Consider the following 16715-nt stretch of genomic DNA (forward strand, 5'->3'; position numbering starts at 1 on the left):
AACAGGATTAACTCTTAATACCGTAATGCTCAAGCATCGCGTCCAGCTGCGGCTCGCGACCGCGGAAGCGTTTGAACAGGACCATTGGCTCTTCCGAACCGCCGCGGCTAAGGATGTTGTCGAGGAACGACTGGCCGGTTTCGCGATTGAAGATACCCTCCTCTTCGAAGCGCGAGAAGGCATCCGCCGCCAGGACGTCGGCCCACAGATAGCTGTAATAACCCGCTGCGTATCCGCCGGCGAAAATATGGCTGAAGGCGTGCGGGAAACGGCCCCACGACGGCCCGGGGATCAGCGCCACCTGCTGTTTAATTTCCGCCAGCGTTTCGAGGATTTTCGCGCCCTGCTGCGGGCTGAACTCCGCATGCAGGCGGAAGTCGAACAGGCCGAACTCCAGCTGGCGCAGAATAAACATCGCCGCCTGGTAGTTCTTCGCCGCCAGCATTTTCTCCAGCAATTCCTGCGGCAGCGGTTCGCCGGTTTCATAGTGGCCGGAGATAAAGGCCAGCGCTTCCGGCTCCCAGCACCAGTTTTCCATAAACTGGCTCGGCAGCTCGACCGCATCCCACGGTACCCCGCTGATGCCGGACACGCCGGCGGTGTCGATACGGGTCAGCATATGGTGCAGGCCGTGGCCAAACTCGTGGAACAGGGTGATCACTTCATCGTGGGTGAACAGCGCCGGCTTACCGTTGACGGGACGGTTAAAGTTACAGGTCAGATAAGCGACCGGCTTTTGCAGCGAGCCGTCAAGCTTGCGCATCTGACCAACGCAGTCATCCATCCATGCCCCGCCGCGTTTATGTTCGCGAGCGTAGAGATCGAGATAGAAGCTACCGCGTAGTTCATTTTTTTCATCGTACAGCTCGAAGAAGCGCACCTCCGGATGCCAGACGTCCACATCGGTACGCTCTTTCGCGGTAATACCGTAAATACGCTTAACCACCTCGAACAGGCCGTTAACCGCTTTGTTTTCCGGGAAGTAGGGGCGCAGCTGTTCATCGCTGATGCTGTAAAGATGCTGCTTCTGTTTTTCGCTGTAGTAAGCGATATCCCACGGCTGCAGTTCATCCACGCCGCATTCGGCTTTGGCGAAGGCGCGCAGCTGGGCCAGCTCTTTCTCACCCTGCGGACGGGCGCGTTTCGCCAGGTCGGTCAGGAAGTCGAGCACCTGCTGCGGATTTTCGGCCATTTTGGTCGCCAGCGACTTGTCGGCAAAGCTGTCAAAGCCCAGCAGCTGCGCCAGCTCGTGGCGCAGGGCGAGGATTTCCGCCATTACCGGGCTGTTGTCCCATTTTCCGGCGTTCGGCCCCTGGTCGGAGGCGCGGGTGGAATAGGCGCGATACAGCTCTTCACGCAGCGCCTGATTGTCGCAGTAGGTCATTACCGGCAGATAGCTCGGGATATCCAGGGTCAGCAGAAACCCTTCCTGCTCTTTGGCTTCAGCCTGGGCTTTCGCTGCGGCAAGCGCGCTTTCCGGCATGCCGGAGAGCTCAGATTCATCGGTGACCAGCTTGGTCCAGCCCATGGTCGCGTCGAGCACGTTGTTGCTGTACTGATTGCCCAGCTCGGAGAGGCGGGCGGCGATTTCGCCGTAGCGTTTCTGCTGCTCTTTCGCCAGGCCAATACCGGAGAGTTCAAAATCGCGCAGCGCGTTATCTACCGCTTTTTTCTGCGCGGTATTCAGGGTGGCGTAATGGTCGCCGTCGCGCAGGTCGCGGTACGCTTTGTACAGGCCTTCATGCTGCCCAACCCAGGTGCTGTACTCCGAAAGCAGCGGCAGGGTCTGCTCGTAGGCTTCGCGCAGCTCCGGACTGTTTTTGACCGAGTTCAGGTGGCTGACCGGGGAAAAAATACGCCCCAGCACGTCGTCTACTTCCGCCAGCGGCTGGCAAAGATTTTCCCAGGTATACGGCGCCCCTTGCGCCACCGCGCGCTCTACCGCCGCCCGGCAATCATCCAGCGCTTTAGTGACCGCGGGGACCACGTGCTCGGGTTTGATGGCAGAGAATGGCGGTAATGAAAAAGGCGTCAGTAATGGATTGGTCATATGCGCAGTCCTGTTGAATTGGGTGAATGAAGCGCGCGTCCGGCGCTATAGCATGAGATCTAGAATGGGGGATAGTTTGCTGAATTTCAATGTCAGGCGCCGCGCGCAGGCGGGTATTACTGCGATAAGTCTGGCCGTTGTGGCCAGAGCGCATAAAAAAGCCGGGTTCGCCTCGCGGCGACCCGGCTCGTTTTAGGCTGACAAGCAGCTTATACCACCATCCCCAGCAGCAGACAGCCTACCAGGCCGCACACTGAGATAATGGTTTCCAGCACCGACCACGACTTAATGGTCTCGCCGATGGTCAGGTTGAAGTATTCCTTAAACAGCCAGAAGCCCGGGTCGTTAACGTGGGAGAAGATAACGCTGCCGGAGCCAACGGCGATCACCATCAGTTCCGGGCTCACGCCGGTGGTGGCGATCAGCGGCGCGGCGATACCGCCCGCGGTGATCGCCGCAACGGTGGCGGAACCCAGCGCGATACGCAGTACCGCAGCAATCGACCATGCCATAAACAGCGGGGACATATTGGATTCATGCATGATAGAAGCAATGTATTTATCCATGCCGCTATCGACCAGCACCTGCTTGAAGGCGCCGCCGCCGCCGATGATCAGCAGCATCATGGCGATAATTTTGATCGAGGAGGTCAGCGTATCGTTAATCTGTTCCATGGAACGACCGCGGTTAAGACCGAAGGTGAACATGGCGATCAGTACCGCGATCAGCGTGGCCATGACCGGGTCGCCGAAGAATTCCGCGATCGGCAGGAAGGCATGACCTTTCGGCAGAACCATTTCGGCCACGGCGCGCATAGCCATCAGAATAACCGGTATCAGAGAGGTCCAGACGCTGACGCCGAAGCCCGGCATCTCTTCCTCAGTGAACGTTTTCGGGTTATGCAGGCCTTCCGGAATCGGCTTATCGATACCTTTCAGGAAGCGTGCGTAAACCGGCCCCGCAAGGATAACCGTCGGGATCGCCAGAATCGTACCGAACAGCAGGGTTTTACCCATGTCGGCATGGAAAATAGTGGCAATGGCCGTCGGGCCCGGGTGCGGAGGCAGGAAACCGTGCGTGACGGAGAGCGCGGCCGCCATCGGGACGCCGATATAGAGCAGCGGGATACCGGCGGATGCGGCGATGGTAAAGACCAGCGGCAGCATCAGTACGAAGCCCACTTCATAGAACAGGGCGAAGCCGACGGTAAAGCCGGTGAGCACAACCGCCCATTGAATATGTTGTTTACCAAATTTGGCAATCAGCGTGGTGGCGATACGCTGCGCGCCGCCGCAGTCCGCCAGCATTTTACCGAGCATCGCGCCGAAGCCCATGATCAGCGCGAGGCTGCCGAGGGTTCCCCCAACGCCGTTTTTGATGGAGACGATAACTTTATCCAGAGGCATACCCTGCATGAGCCCGACGGCAAGTGCCACCAGAACCAGAGCGATAAACCCGTTCAGCTTGAAACGGATCATCAGCAACAATAACAGGGCAACCCCGATAGCAACGATGACTAATGGCATGATTTACCTGGCCTTAATTTGTTATGGGTAACGTCATAGTTTCAACATTGACTTCATCCGTTCCGACCGGAACAAAAAATGTCTGACGCCGTAGAAGCTGGCTTTATCCTTACCCAGAGAAAGGATAGCTGGCTATTTTTTTATCTGTGGCGCCTGAAGTGAATGATACGGGTAACATATGAAGTTTGAGAATCACCTGGGCGGTGAAAATTTCAAATATGAGACTTAAGTCATACTCTTTCCCGGGTTTCTGCCGGGTCGCTTAGCGGGAAATGTTGCGCGGTAACATGAGGGGAGTCGCCCGGCCGCGAAAAGGCAGCCGGGCGGGGAAATCAGTAGTAGGAGTGCTCGCCGCGCTGGTGTTCAGTCAGATCGCGTACGCCTTTCAGTTCCGGGAACTCGTTCAGCATCTGCTTCTCGATCCCCTCTTTCAGCGTCACGTCAACCATCGAACAGCCGTTGCAGCCGCCGCCGAATTGCAGAATCGCCAGGCCATCGTCGGTGATTTCCATCAACGTGACGCGCCCGCCGTGGCCGGCCAGCTGCGGGTTAATCTGCGACTGCAGCAGGTACTCAACGCGCTCCATGAGCGGGGCATCGTCGGACACTTTGCGCATCTTGGCGTTTGGCGCTTTCAGCGTCAGCTGGGAGCCCAGCTGGTCGGTAACAAAATCGATTTCAGCGTCTTCCAGGTACGGCGCGCTAAGCTCATCGACGTAGGCGGTGAGTTGCTCAAACTTCAGCGCGGTATCGGAATCTTCCACCGCATCCGGTGGGCAGTAGGACACGCCGCACTCGGCGTTAGGGGTGCCGGGATTGATCACAAATACGCGAATTTGTGTCCCCTCTTCCTGATTTGCCAGCAGTTTGGCAAAGTGCGCTTGTGCAGCATCGGAAATACGGATCATAGCGTTGGCCTAATAGTTGACTATTTTACTGGGTTATTATACGCCCATCAGCAGGGGTCTACAAGGTACGGCATATACACCATACCTGAACCGTCGCGGCGCCGTTTCGCAAAAGCAGGCGGGATATCTCGGCGACGGTGCTTCCGGTTGTGACGACATCATCCACAATGGCGATATGGTGGCCCTGGAGCGACAATTCAAGCTGGAAGGCGTTTTTCAGGTTCCGTTTGCGCAATCTGGCGCTGAGCTGATGCTGGGTGGCGGTGCGGCGCCGGCGGGTTAGCGCATCGCTGCACCAGGCGCAGTCCAGCCAGCGGGAGAGCGGTCGGCACAGCAGATCGCTCTGATTAAATCCCCTCTTCCACTGGCGACGCTGCCAGAGCGGCACGCTAATTATTCGGTCCGGGCGGGGAAGATCCCGACGCTGGCGAATGCGCAACAGCAGCAGACGCGCCAGCGCCGGGGCCAGCTCGGGCCGCTTATTGAATTTCAGCTGGTGAATCAGGCCGCTCAGCGGCGGTCGATAGTCATTCACCGTCACCAGCCGCTGCCACGGCGGCGGTTTTTGCAGGCAGCGCCCGCAGGGCAGCGTGCTGGATTGGGCCGGCAGGCCGCACTGCGGGCACAGCGGTGCAGACGCCAGCAGCGCCGACGCGCATCGCGAGCAGATCCCCCAGCTGGCGATGGCCAGCGGCATTTGGCATAGCCAGCATAAGCTGTGTGCTGTTAGCATATTTCCCCCTCGTATTGGTGGAAAGAGAACAGTAACTGATGAAAACGATCGCGTGGCAGACCACGGGCGAAGGAAATTGTCATCTTGTGCTGCTGCACGGATGGGGGCTGAATGCCAAAGTGTGGGATTGCATCACGCCGCAGCTGGCTTCGCATTTTACGCTGCACCTCGTCGACCTGCCTGGCTATGGCCGCAGCGGCGGCTTTGGCGCGATGTCGCTGGAAGAGATGGCCCAGCGGGTGCTGGAAAACGCGCCAGAGCGCGCTATCTGGCTAGGCTGGAGCCTCGGCGGGCTGGTGGCCAGCCAGGTCGCGTTATCCCATCCCGATCGCGTGCAGGCGCTGGTCACCGTGGCCTCTTCCCCCTGCTTTAGCGCTCACGACAGCTGGCCCGGGATTAAGCCCGACGTGCTGAGCGGATTTCAGCAGCAGCTGAGCGAAGATTTTCAACGCACCGTCGAACGCTTTCTGGCGCTGCAAACCCTGGGTACCGAAAGCGCGCGTCAGGATGCGAGAGCGCTGAAGAGCACGGTGCTGTCGCTACCGATGCCGTCGCCGGACGTTTTAAACGGCGGGCTGGAGATCCTCAAAACCGCCGATTTACGCCAGCCGTTGACCGCCCTCGCCATGCCTTTTTTGCGCCTGTACGGTCGGCTGGACGGTCTGGTACCGCGTAAAATCATTCCGCTTCTCGATGCGCTGTGGCCCAAAAGCACGTCGATTGTCTTCGATAAAGCCGCCCATGCGCCGTTCATTTCACATCCGCAGGCGTTTTGCGCTCCGCTGATCGAACTGAAGCGTGAGATCGATAAATTTTTTTAGCGGGACGTGGTAAAAACGCAGGGTGCAGCAATACTTAGGTTGTTGCGGGGGTTGACTATTTCACGCTGGCCCCGTGACCTAAAAAAAACAACCTAATGGAGAGTAGAGGCTATGAAACTTGTTACAGGAATTGTTGCATCTCTGGTGATTGGCTCCCTGTCCTTCGGCGCGTTCGCCGCCAAGGAAATTCAAAAAGACGAAGTGGCTAAGTTGAACCTGACCAAAATCGGTTCGATTACCACCTCCAGAACAACCTCTCCGATGGATGCAAAGCGCGATCTGTCGAAAAAAGCGGATGAGCTGGGCGGCACCTATTTTGTGGTGATTGCAGGCGAGAAGAACGAGAAAACGGTTCACGCTAACGCGGACGTCTACAAGTAAGCCGGAAAGCGGGTCTCAGGACCCGCTTGCGGTATATGCCGCAGTCGGTTTCCGGAGGCAGCGCGTTGCGCCTGTCCGGGCTACTCACCCCAGAACCGTACAAATCTGTGGTCGAATCTCCCGGGTCGCGGCGTAAACGCCTTACCCGGGCTACCAAGCCCAAAACCGCACAAACTCGTAGCCCGGATAAGGCGTTAGCCGCAATCCGGGAAACCTGCCTTCACAACCCAATCAGCGCAGCGACCACCACTCCCGCAGGCAGGCTTTGCCTTCCGGGCAGCTTTTACAGCTGCCGGAGAGGCAGCCATCGGCATCTTCGGTCACTTTCACCGCTTTCCCCATCGCTTGCAGGCGGCCCAGCATGGCGTCAATCAGCGGCTGCGGCGTATTCAGGCGGACGCTGAGCTGCTTTGCCTCCATCCTCCCCTGCAGGGCCAGCATATCGCGGACTTCAATTAATGACGCCATCATCGCTCCTTAGTGGCAATCGCCCGCCGGACTCTGGCAACAGGTGGACGGCGTTTTGCGCGTCGCCAGCAGCGAGACGTCCACCCGGCTGCGCGCTCTGCGCAGCAGGCCAAAGACCACGATATTGAACAACACCACCGCCAGAATGCACACCAGGCTATAGCGCGGATGCTGGCTAAAGCTGACGGTCTGGTAGTACAGCGTAGAGAGCGAGTAAGCGATATTCAGCCCCCACAGGACGGAGAACATCATCCAGCCGCGACTCGACTCGCGGGCAATCGCCCCCATTACCGAGATGCAGGGAATATAGAGCAGGACAAAAATCAGGTAGCTGTACGCCGCAGCGGCGCTACCGAATTTGCTGCCCATGACGCCCATCGCGCCGGTTGCCATTTCGCCGTCGCCTTTACTGGCTTCGATAGGGTTGGCCAGCACGCTCAGGCTGAACGTATCTTTCAGGCTCTGCCAGGTCTCATCTACCGCGGCCAGCAGCTCGTCGCCGAGGCTAAACGTCTGCGGATTAAACGCTTCGTTCTGGATATCTTCGGCGGTGTAGAGGGTGTTCAGCGTCCCCACCACCACTTCCTTGGCCATCGCGCCGGTGAACAGCCCGACGGTCGCCTGCCAGTTATCCTCATGTACGCCAATCGGTTTAAATACCGGGGTAATCACCCGGCTGACCGACGCCAGCGCCGAGTCGTTGATGTTATCGACGATCTTACCGCTCAGCGAGAAGCTGTTCAGCGCGCTGAGGAAGATACTGACGATAACGATCACTTTACCCGCGCGCAGGACGAAGCCTTTCAGGCGCTGCCAGGTCTGGATAATCAGACTCTTCACGTGCGGAACGTGATACACCGGCAGCTCCATCACGAACGGCGACGCTTCGCCGCGCATAATGGTATGCTTCAGCATCAGTCCGGTCGCAATCGCCATCACGATCCCCAGTACGTACAGCGAGAAGACCGCCAGCGCGCCGTTCTGGCCGAAAAAGGCGGCGGCGAAGACGGCGAAAATCGCCAGCCGCGCGCCGCAGGACATAAACGGCGCCATCATAATGGTCATCAAACGTTCGCGCGGCGCATCAAGCGTACGCGCGCCCATCACCGACGGAACGTTGCAACCAAAACCGACGATTAACGGCACGAAGGATTTCCCCGGTAGCCCCAGCGCCTGCATCAGGCGGTCCATCACAAACGCCGCCCGCGCCATATAGCCAGAGTCTTCAAGGAAAGAGAGGAACAGGTACATCATGCCGATCTGCGGTACCAGCGGCAGTACGGTATTAATACCGCCGCCAATCCCCTGGGCGAGGAACACCGTCAGCCAGTCCGGGAAATGCAGGGTATAGCCAACCCACTGAATACCGTGGATAAAGATAGCCACGGAACCGGCATCAAAAATGGGCTGCAGCGCGCCGCCGATATTAATCGCCAGCAAGAACATCAGGTACATAACGAACAGGAAGACCGGCAGGCCGAGGAAGCGATTGAGGATCACTTTATCCATCGCCGCGGTAAAGCGGCTGGGCTCGGCGGTAAGGGTGTTACTGACCGCATCGCAAATGGCGGCAATGCTTTGGTAACGGGCATCGGCGATATGCAGCGCGGGGTCATCCATCTCTTCGCTCAGGTGCGCCAGGGACACGTCCAGCTTGTGGGCAGCGTCACCGGCGTAGGCGCGGCTGTAAATATCGCCTTCAAGCATCTGTAAACCCAGCCAGAGACGCTGGCGCTGCGGAATATCAGCGGCCATGGCCTGCGCCAGCTTGTCCGCCTCCCGCAGCAGCGGCTGCGGATAGTGCACCAGTTCAATAGCCTGGTTCTGCTGGTGGCGATCGATCGCCATTTTTAAGGCCTCGATACCGCGCCCGCGGGTGGAAACCAGCGGGATCACCGGGCACCCGAGACGCGCGGCCAGCGCGTCGACATCAATGCGGATCTTCTGTTTTTCCGCGATATCGAGCATATTCAGCGCGACCACGCAGGGGATGCCAAGCTCCAGCAGCTGCAGCGTCAGATAGAGGTTACGTTCCAGATTGGACGCATCGACCACGTTAATCAGCATGTCGGCGTCGCCGCTGAGAATATAGTGGCAGGCAATCTGCTCATCCAGCGAGGTTTGCGAGGAGATGGTGGTCAGGGAATACGTGCCCGGAAGGTCTACCAGCGTGACCTGATGATCGGTGGTGTTGAAACCACCCTCTTTGCGTTCAACGGTCACTCCCGCCCAGTTACCGACGCGCTGGCGCGCGCCGGTGAGCTGATTGAACAGCGTGGTTTTACCGGAATTAGGATTACCAATTAAGCCAAGGGTTAATTTTTTCATATTCATACTCTTAGTGCCGGTCAGGCATTATTGTGCAACCGCTTCCAGCTCAATTAACGCAAGATCCTTTTTACGTAATACCAGGCTAACGCGTCGGGTTTCAATATGAATAGGGTCGCCGAGCGGCGCCACGCGAACCACATTGAAAGAAGAACCCGGCAGCATCCCGAGGGACAGCAGCTTCTGCCGATACGCCGGACTAATATCGCGGGAGAAACCGGTGATTTTCCACGCACTATCAGGTGTAAATTGCATAGGACCTACTTGTTTATCGCCAACTGAAAAGAGAGTTTTCCGTATGCGCCGGAGACGCGGCGCCAGGGACCGTAGCTAACGAAGAAGAAAAAATACTCAATGCAAATAATGATAATGAGAATAGTTTTTATCATCAATACATATAATGCGGCCGTTTCGCTTTTTAAAGAGAAAATTGAGCTTTTGTTGATATTGAGCAAACTCTTTTTTCTCGCCGTCGCGGAGGTGATGATTATTCTTAATGACTAAATGTTTAATTAAAGTTTCGATAGTTAACGAAATGAAAATAATAATATCGCCGCCCGTAATTCGCGCTTATTACGACGTTATAAGAAAATACTGATGCTTGTTTGCACAATATGGCGAATGCCGGAAGAAATGCGGCCCCTTAGCAAAAGGGGCCGGAAAGAATTAACGTTTTTTACCCATTGCCGCCGCCAGCGCATCCATCATCGCGCTGTTGCCCGCAGGCTGCGCCTCGCGACCGCGAGGTTTAGCGGCCTTCGCCGCCGGGCGGTTGCCCTGAGGACGATCGTTACCGCCGCCGCGGCGCGCATTGCTGTCGCCTGGCTGTTCGTCCAGACGCATCGTCAGCGCGATGCGCTTACGCGGCAGGTCGACTTCCATCACTTTCACCTTCACGATATCGCCCGCTTTGACCACCGTGTGCGGATCTTCAACGAACTTATTCGACAGGGAAGAGATATGCACCAGACCGTCCTGGTGAACGCCGATATCAACAAACGCGCCGAAGTTGGTGACGTTGGTCACCGCGCCTTCGAGGATCATCCCCGGCAGCAGGTCGTTCATGGTCTCTACGCCATCGGCGAACTGGGCGGTTTTAAACTCAGGGCGCGGGTCGCGGCCCGGCTTCTCCAGCTCTTTGATGATGTCGGTCACCGTCGGCACGCCGAATTTCTCATCGGTGAAATCAGCGGCTTTCAGATGACGCAGTTCACTGCTGTTGCCCATTAAATCTTTCAGCGCCTGCTGAGTCGCCGCCAGAATGCGCTCCACCACCGGATACGCTTCCGGGTGCACGGTTGAAGCGTCCAGCGGGTTGTCGCCGTGGTTGATACGCAGGAAGCCCGCGCACTGTTCAAAGGCCTTCGGCCCCAGACGGCTGACCTTTAGCAGCTGCTGGCGATTCTGGAACTGGCCGTTCTCATCGCGCCAGGAGACGATATTCTGCGCCATCATGCGGGTCAGACCGGCGACGCGGGTAAGCAGCGGGACGGAAGCGGTATTCAGATCGACGCCGACGGCGTTTACGCAGTCTTCCACCACCGCGTCCAGCTTACGCGCCAGCTGGGTCTGGCTGACATCGTGCTGATACTGGCCGACGCCAATGGATTTCGGATCGATTTTCACCAGTTCGGCCAGCGGGTCCTGGAGACGACGGGCGATAGAGACCGCGCCGCGCAGGGAAACGTCGAGATCCGGGAACTCCAGCGCCGCCAGCTCGGAGGCGGAGTACACGGACGCGCCCGCTTCGCTGACGATGACCTTCTGCGCGGTCACTTTCGGGAACTGCTTCTGCACGTCGAGGAAGAAGCGCTCGGTTTCACGCGAGGCGGTACCGTTGCCGATCGCCACCAGCTCAACGTTGTACTTTTCACACAGCGCGGCAACCGCCACCGCCGCTTTTGCGGCCTGGCCGGTATGCGGGTAAATGGTATCGGTAGCCACCAGCTTGCCGGTACCGTCAACGACGGCGACTTTGACGCCGGTGCGCAGGCCCGGATCGAGGCCCATGGTGGCGCGCAGCCCGGCCGGCGCGGCCATCAGCAGGTCGTGCAGGTTGCGGGCAAAGACGTTAATGGCTTCATCTTCCGCGCGTTCGCGCACGGTCCCCATCAGCTCGGTTTCAAGGTGCATCAGCACCTTGATACGCCACGTCCAGCTCACCACGCCCTTACGCCAGCCGTCCGCCGGCGCGTTATTCAGGCGCAGACCGAGATGGTCGATAATGATTTGCTCACCGTGGCTCTCTTTCGGCGGCTCGTCGAACTGCGGGTCGGCGTTTAAAGAGAGCTGCAGCACGCCTTCGTTGCGGCCGCGGAACATCGCCAGCGCGCGGTGCGACGGAACGGTGGAGATCGGTTCATGGTGATCGAAGTAGTCACGGAATTTCGCCCCTTCCTCTTCTTTACCGCTGACGACGGTCGCCACCAGGTGGGCGTTTTTCCACAGATAGTCGCGCACTTTCGCCAGCAGGCCCGCGTCTTCAGCAAAGCGCTCCATCAGGATATAGCGCGCGCCGTCGAGAGCGGCTTTTGTGTCCGCTACGCCGTTGTCGGCGTCGATATATTTAGCGGCTTCGGTTTCCGGGTCGTGAGAGGGTTCGTTCCACAGCAGATCGGCCAGCGGTTCCAGCCCGGCCTCAATGGCGATCTGCCCGCGCGTGCGGCGCTTCGGCTTGTACGGCAGATAGAGATCTTCGAGCTCGGTTTTACTCAACGTCCCGTTAATGGCTTTTTCCAGCGTCTCGGTCAGCTTGCCCTGCTCGCCGATGGACTTCAGGATCGCCTGACGACGGTCTTCAAGTTCACGCAGATAGCCCAGGCGGGTTTCCAGATTACGCAGCTGCGTGTCATCCAGACCGCCGGTGACTTCTTTACGATAGCGTGCGATAAACGGCACAGTATTCCCTTCATCAAGCAGGCGAACGGCAGCTTCTACCTGTTCAGCCCTGGCCTGAAGTTCACCCGCAATAATGCGGCAGAGCGAATCATTCATCATCGGTTTAATTCATCTTTAGGATCAAAAATCAGGGGGATAGTTATACGGACTGGCACGCTAAAATGCCAGCCGCGACCCAAGCCTCTCGGAATGTTCCGGACCTATTTGGCTTTGACGTATTCAATTTCGTTCACGTACCAGGCCGCCTCGCCCGCGGGGGTGTTCACGATAGCTAAATCACCGACCTCTTTTTTCAGCAGCGCGCGCGCCATTGGCGAATCAATGGAGATGTAGTCGTTGCGGCCAAAGATTTCATCGTAGCCGACAATCCGGAAGCGCTTCGTCTCGCCCGCATCGTTTTCAATCTCCACCCACGCGCCGAAAAAGACCTTACCCTCCTGCTGCGGCGAATAATCGACGATTTTCAGCTGCTCAAGGCACTTGGTCAGGTAGCGCACCCGGCGGTCGATTTCACGCAGGCGCTTTTTATTGTATTGGTAATCGGCGTTTTCACTGCGGTCGCCGAGGCTCGCCGCCCAGGTCACCTTTTTGGTGACTTCCGGACGTTCTTCGCGCCACAGGGTATCCATCTCTTTCTTCAGTTTTTCATACCCTTCACGGGTGATCAGCGGCGTTTTCATCGAAGGTTCCGGCTCCTGATTACAGATCTTTGTGCAATGCTGCGCACAATTCGTCGCACGTCATCATACCAACAGGATAAATAATGTGTCTTATGCTTAAATGTATACTTAAGCTGCTGTTAAATATGCTTTGTAACAATTTAGCCTGGAATATATACCAGATTTCGCTGGTGGGCGACCCGGGCTTTTTTGAGAATACGTACTGACAATTGCAGTGAACCTTTGGGAGTATAAACAATGCAAGAGAATTATAAGATTCTGGTTGTCGATGACGACATGCGCCTGCGTGCGCTACTCGAACGTTATCTGACCGAGCAGGGCTTCCAGGTTCGTAGCGTGGCGAACGCTGAACAGATGGATCGCCTGCTGACCCGTGAATCCTTCCACCTGATGGTGCTGGATCTGATGCTGCCGGGCGAAGATGGCCTGTCCATTTGCCGCCGCCTGCGCAGCCAGAGCAACCCGATGCCGATCATTATGGTCACGGCGAAAGGGGAAGAAGTTGACCGTATCGTGGGCCTGGAAATCGGCGCCGACGACTACATCCCAAAACCGTTCAACCCGCGCGAGCTGCTGGCCCGTATCCGCGCCGTACTGCGCCGTCAGGCTAACGAACTGCCGGGCGCGCCTTCGCAGGAAGAAGCGGTTATCGCCTTTGGTAAGTTCAAGCTGAACCTCGGCACCCGCGAGATGTTCCGCGAAGATGAGCCTATGCCGCTGACCAGCGGTGAATTCGCGGTACTGAAAGCGCTGGTGAGCCATCCGCGCGAACCATTATCCCGCGATAAGCTGATGAACCTCGCTCGCGGTCGTGAATATTCGGCCATGGAGCGCTCCATCGACGTACAAATCTCCCGCCTGCGCCGCATGGTGGAAGAAGATCCGGCGCATCCGCGCTATATCCAGACCGTTTGGGGCCTGGGCTACGTTTTCGTCCCGGACGGCTCTAAGGCATGAAACGCGTGCGCTTTTCGCCGCGAAGCTCGTTTGCCCGCACCCTGTTACTGATCGTCACCCTGCTGTTCGCCAGCCTGGTGACGACCTATTTAGTGGTGCTGAATTTCGCGATCCTGCCCAGTCTTCAGCAGTTTAATAAGGTTCTGGCCTACGAAGTGCGTATGCTGATGACCGATAAACTCCAGCTGGAAGACGGCACTCAGCTGGTGGTGCCGCCGGCGTTTCGCCGCGAGATTTACCGCGAGCTGGGCATTTCGCTCTATTCCAACGAAGCGGCGGAAGACGCAGGCCTGCGCTGGGCGCAGCATTATGAATTCTTAAGTCAGCAGATGGCGCACCAGCTCGGCGGGCCGACCGAAGTGCGGGTCGAGGTAAACAAAAGCTCCCCCGTGGTGTGGCTGAAAACCTGGCTTTCTCCCAATATCTGGGTGCGCGTACCGCTGACCGAAATCCACCAGGGCGACTTCTCGCCGCTGTTCCGCTATACCCTGGCTATCATGCTGCTGGCGATTGGCGGCGCCTGGCTCTTTATTCGTATTCAGAACCGACCGCTGGTCGACCTGGAGCACGCGGCGCTTCAGGTCGGGCGAGGGATTATTCCCCCGCCGCTGCGCGAATACGGCGCATCGGAAGTGCGATCGGTGACCCGCGCCTTTAACCACATGGCGGCTGGCGTGAAGCAGCTGGCGGATGACCGCACGCTGCTGATGGCCGGGGTGAGCCATGATTTACGCACTCCCCTTACGCGTATCCGCCTGGCGACGGAGATGATGGGCGAAGAGGACGGCTACCTCGCCGAGTCGATTAATAAAGATATTGAAGAGTGTAACGCCATTATCGAGCAGTTTATCGACTACCTGCGCACCGGCCAGGAGATGCCGATGGAGCTGACGGACCTTAACGCGGTGCTGGGGGAAGTGATTGCGGCGGAGAGCGGCTACGAGCGAGAAATCGCCACCGACCTGCAGCCGGGCGAGATCCCGCTGCGCGTGCATCCTCTCTCCATCAAGCGCGCGCTGGCGAATATGGTGGTCAACGCCGCCCGCTACGGCAACGGCTGGATTAAAGTCAGCAGCGGCAGCGAGGGGAACCGGGCCTGGTTCCAGGTGGAAGATGACGGTCCGGGAATTAAACCGGAGCAGCGTGAGCATTTGTTCCAGCCGTTCGTGCGCGGCGATAGCGCCCGTACGATTAGCGGGACCGGCCTCGGCCTGGCTATCGTTCAGCGCATTATCGATAACCATAACGGTAAGCTGGAACTTGGCTCCAGCGAACGCGGCGGATTATTAATTCGCGCCTGGCTGCCGGTGCCGATGCAGCGCGCCCTGCCCGCGATAAAGCCCGCCAAAGAGATCTAATTCTGCCGGTACGCCCGCATTAAAACGCCCGGCGGCGCCACGCTGTACGCCGCCGCATTGCCCTTGTATTCCGGAGAGGTGCGCCAGCACCGCCTCCGGACTGCACCAGGTTTAATGCGCTTTATTCGCCATCGCATACGCCGCTGGCAAATTCAGCCGCTGCCAGAACTGCTGCGCGTCGTTATCACCGGAAAGCGGATACCCTGCGGGCAACGCCGTTTTGACCATCAGCGCCCGACGCTGCGCGGCAGACAGATTCGGCAGCGCAGCCTCCAGCAGCACTTCAGCCCCTTGCGGCACCTTCAGGCTCTGTTTTTCGCCCTTCTGCTGCGGCAGATCGTAGGTCATGGTAAAGCGATAAAACGCGACCATCGCCGGGTCGCGATACGGATCGTCTTTCGCAGGCACTTTCGCACACTCCGCCAGCGTCGTGCCGCACTCTTTCTCTAGCGCGGTACGCAGCTGGTCGCGGGCCTCATTAAACATCCCGCGATACTTCGCGTCATTCAGGTAGTGGGCGACATTGCGCTGCGCCACCATCCGCGAACCCATCACGTCCAGCGGATAGTGCACGCCCAGCACGATGCGCGAATAGCCATAGCGGGCGCCGCGCGTCACCAGCGCGTCGAAGCGCTCCGGGATCATCTCCGCCATCAGCAGAGCGTCGGTATAGCCGGTGTTGGTGTGCCCGCTCGGAAACGAGCCGCCGTCGGCGGTATAGGGCTTATTGTCCTTAACGACTACATCGTCCGGCACCAGATGAATGGTATTGCCCTGAATCAGGAACGGGCGCGGGTTATTGAAGTGCTTTTTCGCCGCCCCGGTACTCACTTCCGAAGCTTTGATCAGCGCCGCCGCCTTACCGAGCTCGCCTTTGTCGTAGGCGGCGAGGAACGCCTTGCCGAGGCGCGGCCCCAGCGCATCGCTGAGGAAATAGAGATAGCTGATGCCTTCGGCATCCGCCAGCGCCTGGTGGCGAGCGCTCTGTGCGGCATCGCGGTTAATGGCGGTGACGGTCGCCAGGTTTTGCTGTATGACCGCCTTCGGCAGCGCGCTGAACGCTGAGAGCAGCTCGATTCCCGCCTGCTGGTTGGCTTTTGTCTGGAAGTCATAACCGCTGGCCTTCAGCCACGCGGTATCCGCCTGTGTTTTATTCTGTCTGGCGTGTTCAAGCTGGTCGCGAGTCAGGGTTGCCGCATCGCCCTTCAGCGCGTTGCGCAGCTGCGACAGGCTTTGGCTCTCCAGAGCATCAAACCCCGGACTGGCGGCGGCTGGCGTCACGCCGTTGGCGATTGCCCCCGCCTGATTCAAAGGAACCTCTTTCGCCAATGCCGGCAGCGCCAGCATGAGCGCCGATGCGAGAAGCGTGATGTGCAGTTTCATTATTTTCCTTTTATACCCTAAATAATTCGAGTTGCTTAAAGGCGGCAAGGGAGTGAGTCCCCGGGAGCATAGATAACTATGTGACCGGGGTGAGCGAACGTAGCCAACACATAAGCAGCTTGAAGTATGACGGGTAAATTCAAACCATTACCTTGCCTTTACGTGACGCTAGCCCTTCTGTTTGACGCTTTTATGACACGGTTATGTTTTGCAACGCTTTAAGC

At 58.1% G+C, this 16715-nt stretch carries 14 protein-coding genes; 4 read left to right on the forward strand and 10 right to left on the reverse strand.

The genetic code is table 11. The features are described from left to right. Positions 1 to 7: 7 nt before the first annotated feature. The 4 genes from prlC to gntX form a co-directional block, all read right to left on the reverse strand. Positions 8 to 2050 carry an oligopeptidase A gene (gene prlC / locus MKleb_RS26130; RefSeq protein WP_025106826.1) on the reverse strand — a complete coding sequence of 681 codons (2043 nt, stop codon included), beginning with the start codon at positions 2048 to 2050 and terminating at the stop codon, positions 8 to 10. Between the two features lie 209 nt (positions 2051 to 2259). Then, positions 2260 to 3576, reverse strand: coding sequence for a gluconate transporter (gene gntT / locus MKleb_RS26135; RefSeq protein ID WP_217076362.1), 1317 nt, complete (start codon positions 3574 to 3576; stop codon positions 2260 to 2262). 332 nt (positions 3577 to 3908) lie between these two features. Beyond that, a complete protein-coding gene (gene nfuA / locus MKleb_RS26140) occupies positions 3909 to 4484 on the reverse strand; it encodes a Fe-S biogenesis protein NfuA (protein ID WP_004106660.1) in 576 nt (191 codons plus the stop codon). 58 nt (positions 4485 to 4542) lie between these two features. Continuing rightward, positions 4543 to 5217, reverse strand: coding sequence for a DNA utilization protein GntX (gene gntX / locus MKleb_RS26145; protein ID WP_025106825.1), 675 nt, complete (start codon positions 5215 to 5217; stop codon positions 4543 to 4545). Positions 5218 to 5255: 38 nt separating this feature from the next. Here gntX and bioH point away from each other — a divergent pair, with 38 nt between their 5' ends. Together bioH and MKleb_RS26155 are read left to right on the forward strand one after the other, a co-directional pair. Then, positions 5256 to 6038 (forward strand): pimeloyl-ACP methyl ester esterase BioH, encoded by a 783-nt coding sequence (gene bioH / locus MKleb_RS26150; RefSeq protein WP_014227146.1) that lies wholly within the window; start codon positions 5256 to 5258, stop codon positions 6036 to 6038. 111 nt (positions 6039 to 6149) lie between these two features. Next, positions 6150 to 6419, forward strand: a complete 270-nt coding sequence (locus MKleb_RS26155; RefSeq protein WP_014227147.1) for a YdgH/BhsA/McbA-like domain containing protein — start codon at positions 6150 to 6152, stop codon at positions 6417 to 6419. 231 nt (positions 6420 to 6650) lie between these two features. Here MKleb_RS26155 and feoC read toward each other — a convergent pair whose 3' ends face one another. The 5 genes from feoC to greB form a co-directional block, all read right to left on the reverse strand. Beyond that, a complete protein-coding gene (gene feoC / locus MKleb_RS26160) occupies positions 6651 to 6887 on the reverse strand; it encodes a [Fe-S]-dependent transcriptional repressor FeoC (RefSeq protein ID WP_014227148.1) in 237 nt (78 codons plus the stop codon). Positions 6888 to 6896: 9 nt separating this feature from the next. Continuing rightward, positions 6897 to 9215, reverse strand: a complete 2319-nt coding sequence (feoB, locus tag MKleb_RS26165; protein ID WP_025106824.1) for a Fe(2+) transporter permease subunit FeoB — start codon at positions 9213 to 9215, stop codon at positions 6897 to 6899. A gap of 27 nt (positions 9216 to 9242) precedes the next feature. Next, complete coding sequence (gene feoA / locus MKleb_RS26170) at positions 9243 to 9470, reverse strand: ferrous iron transporter A (protein ID WP_004126281.1); 228 nt, start codon at positions 9468 to 9470, stop codon at positions 9243 to 9245. A gap of 411 nt (positions 9471 to 9881) precedes the next feature. Continuing rightward, on the reverse strand, positions 9882 to 12212 hold the full coding sequence (locus MKleb_RS26175; protein WP_163586421.1) for a Tex family protein: 2331 nt from the start codon (positions 12210 to 12212) through the stop codon (positions 9882 to 9884). Between the two features lie 101 nt (positions 12213 to 12313). Beyond that, complete coding sequence (greB, locus tag MKleb_RS26180) at positions 12314 to 12793, reverse strand: transcription elongation factor GreB (RefSeq protein WP_004106676.1); 480 nt, start codon at positions 12791 to 12793, stop codon at positions 12314 to 12316. A gap of 237 nt (positions 12794 to 13030) precedes the next feature. Here greB and ompR point away from each other — a divergent pair, with 237 nt between their 5' ends. Both ompR and envZ read left to right on the forward strand, forming a co-directional pair. Beyond that, the gene (gene ompR / locus MKleb_RS26185) at positions 13031 to 13750 is read left to right on the forward strand and encodes an osmolarity response regulator transcription factor OmpR (protein ID WP_001157751.1); all 720 of its coding nucleotides are present in this window, start codon (positions 13031 to 13033) and stop codon (positions 13748 to 13750) included. Next, entirely contained in the window at positions 13747 to 15108 is a 1362-nt protein-coding gene (gene envZ / locus MKleb_RS26190; protein ID WP_014227153.1) for a two-component system sensor histidine kinase EnvZ, read from the forward strand. Before ompR ends, envZ begins: the two co-directional genes overlap by 4 nt. A 111-nt stretch (positions 15109 to 15219) precedes the next feature. Here the strand turns inward: envZ and MKleb_RS26195 are convergent, their stop codons facing one another. Then, entirely contained in the window at positions 15220 to 16491 is a 1272-nt protein-coding gene (locus tag MKleb_RS26195; protein ID WP_109241405.1) for an acid phosphatase, read from the reverse strand. Between the last annotated feature and the right edge of the window lie 224 nt (positions 16492 to 16715).

Origin of the sequence: Klebsiella sp. PL-2018 (assembly GCF_019048985.1) — a bacterium.
GTDB lineage: Bacteria > Pseudomonadota > Gammaproteobacteria > Enterobacterales > Enterobacteriaceae > Klebsiella > Klebsiella michiganensis.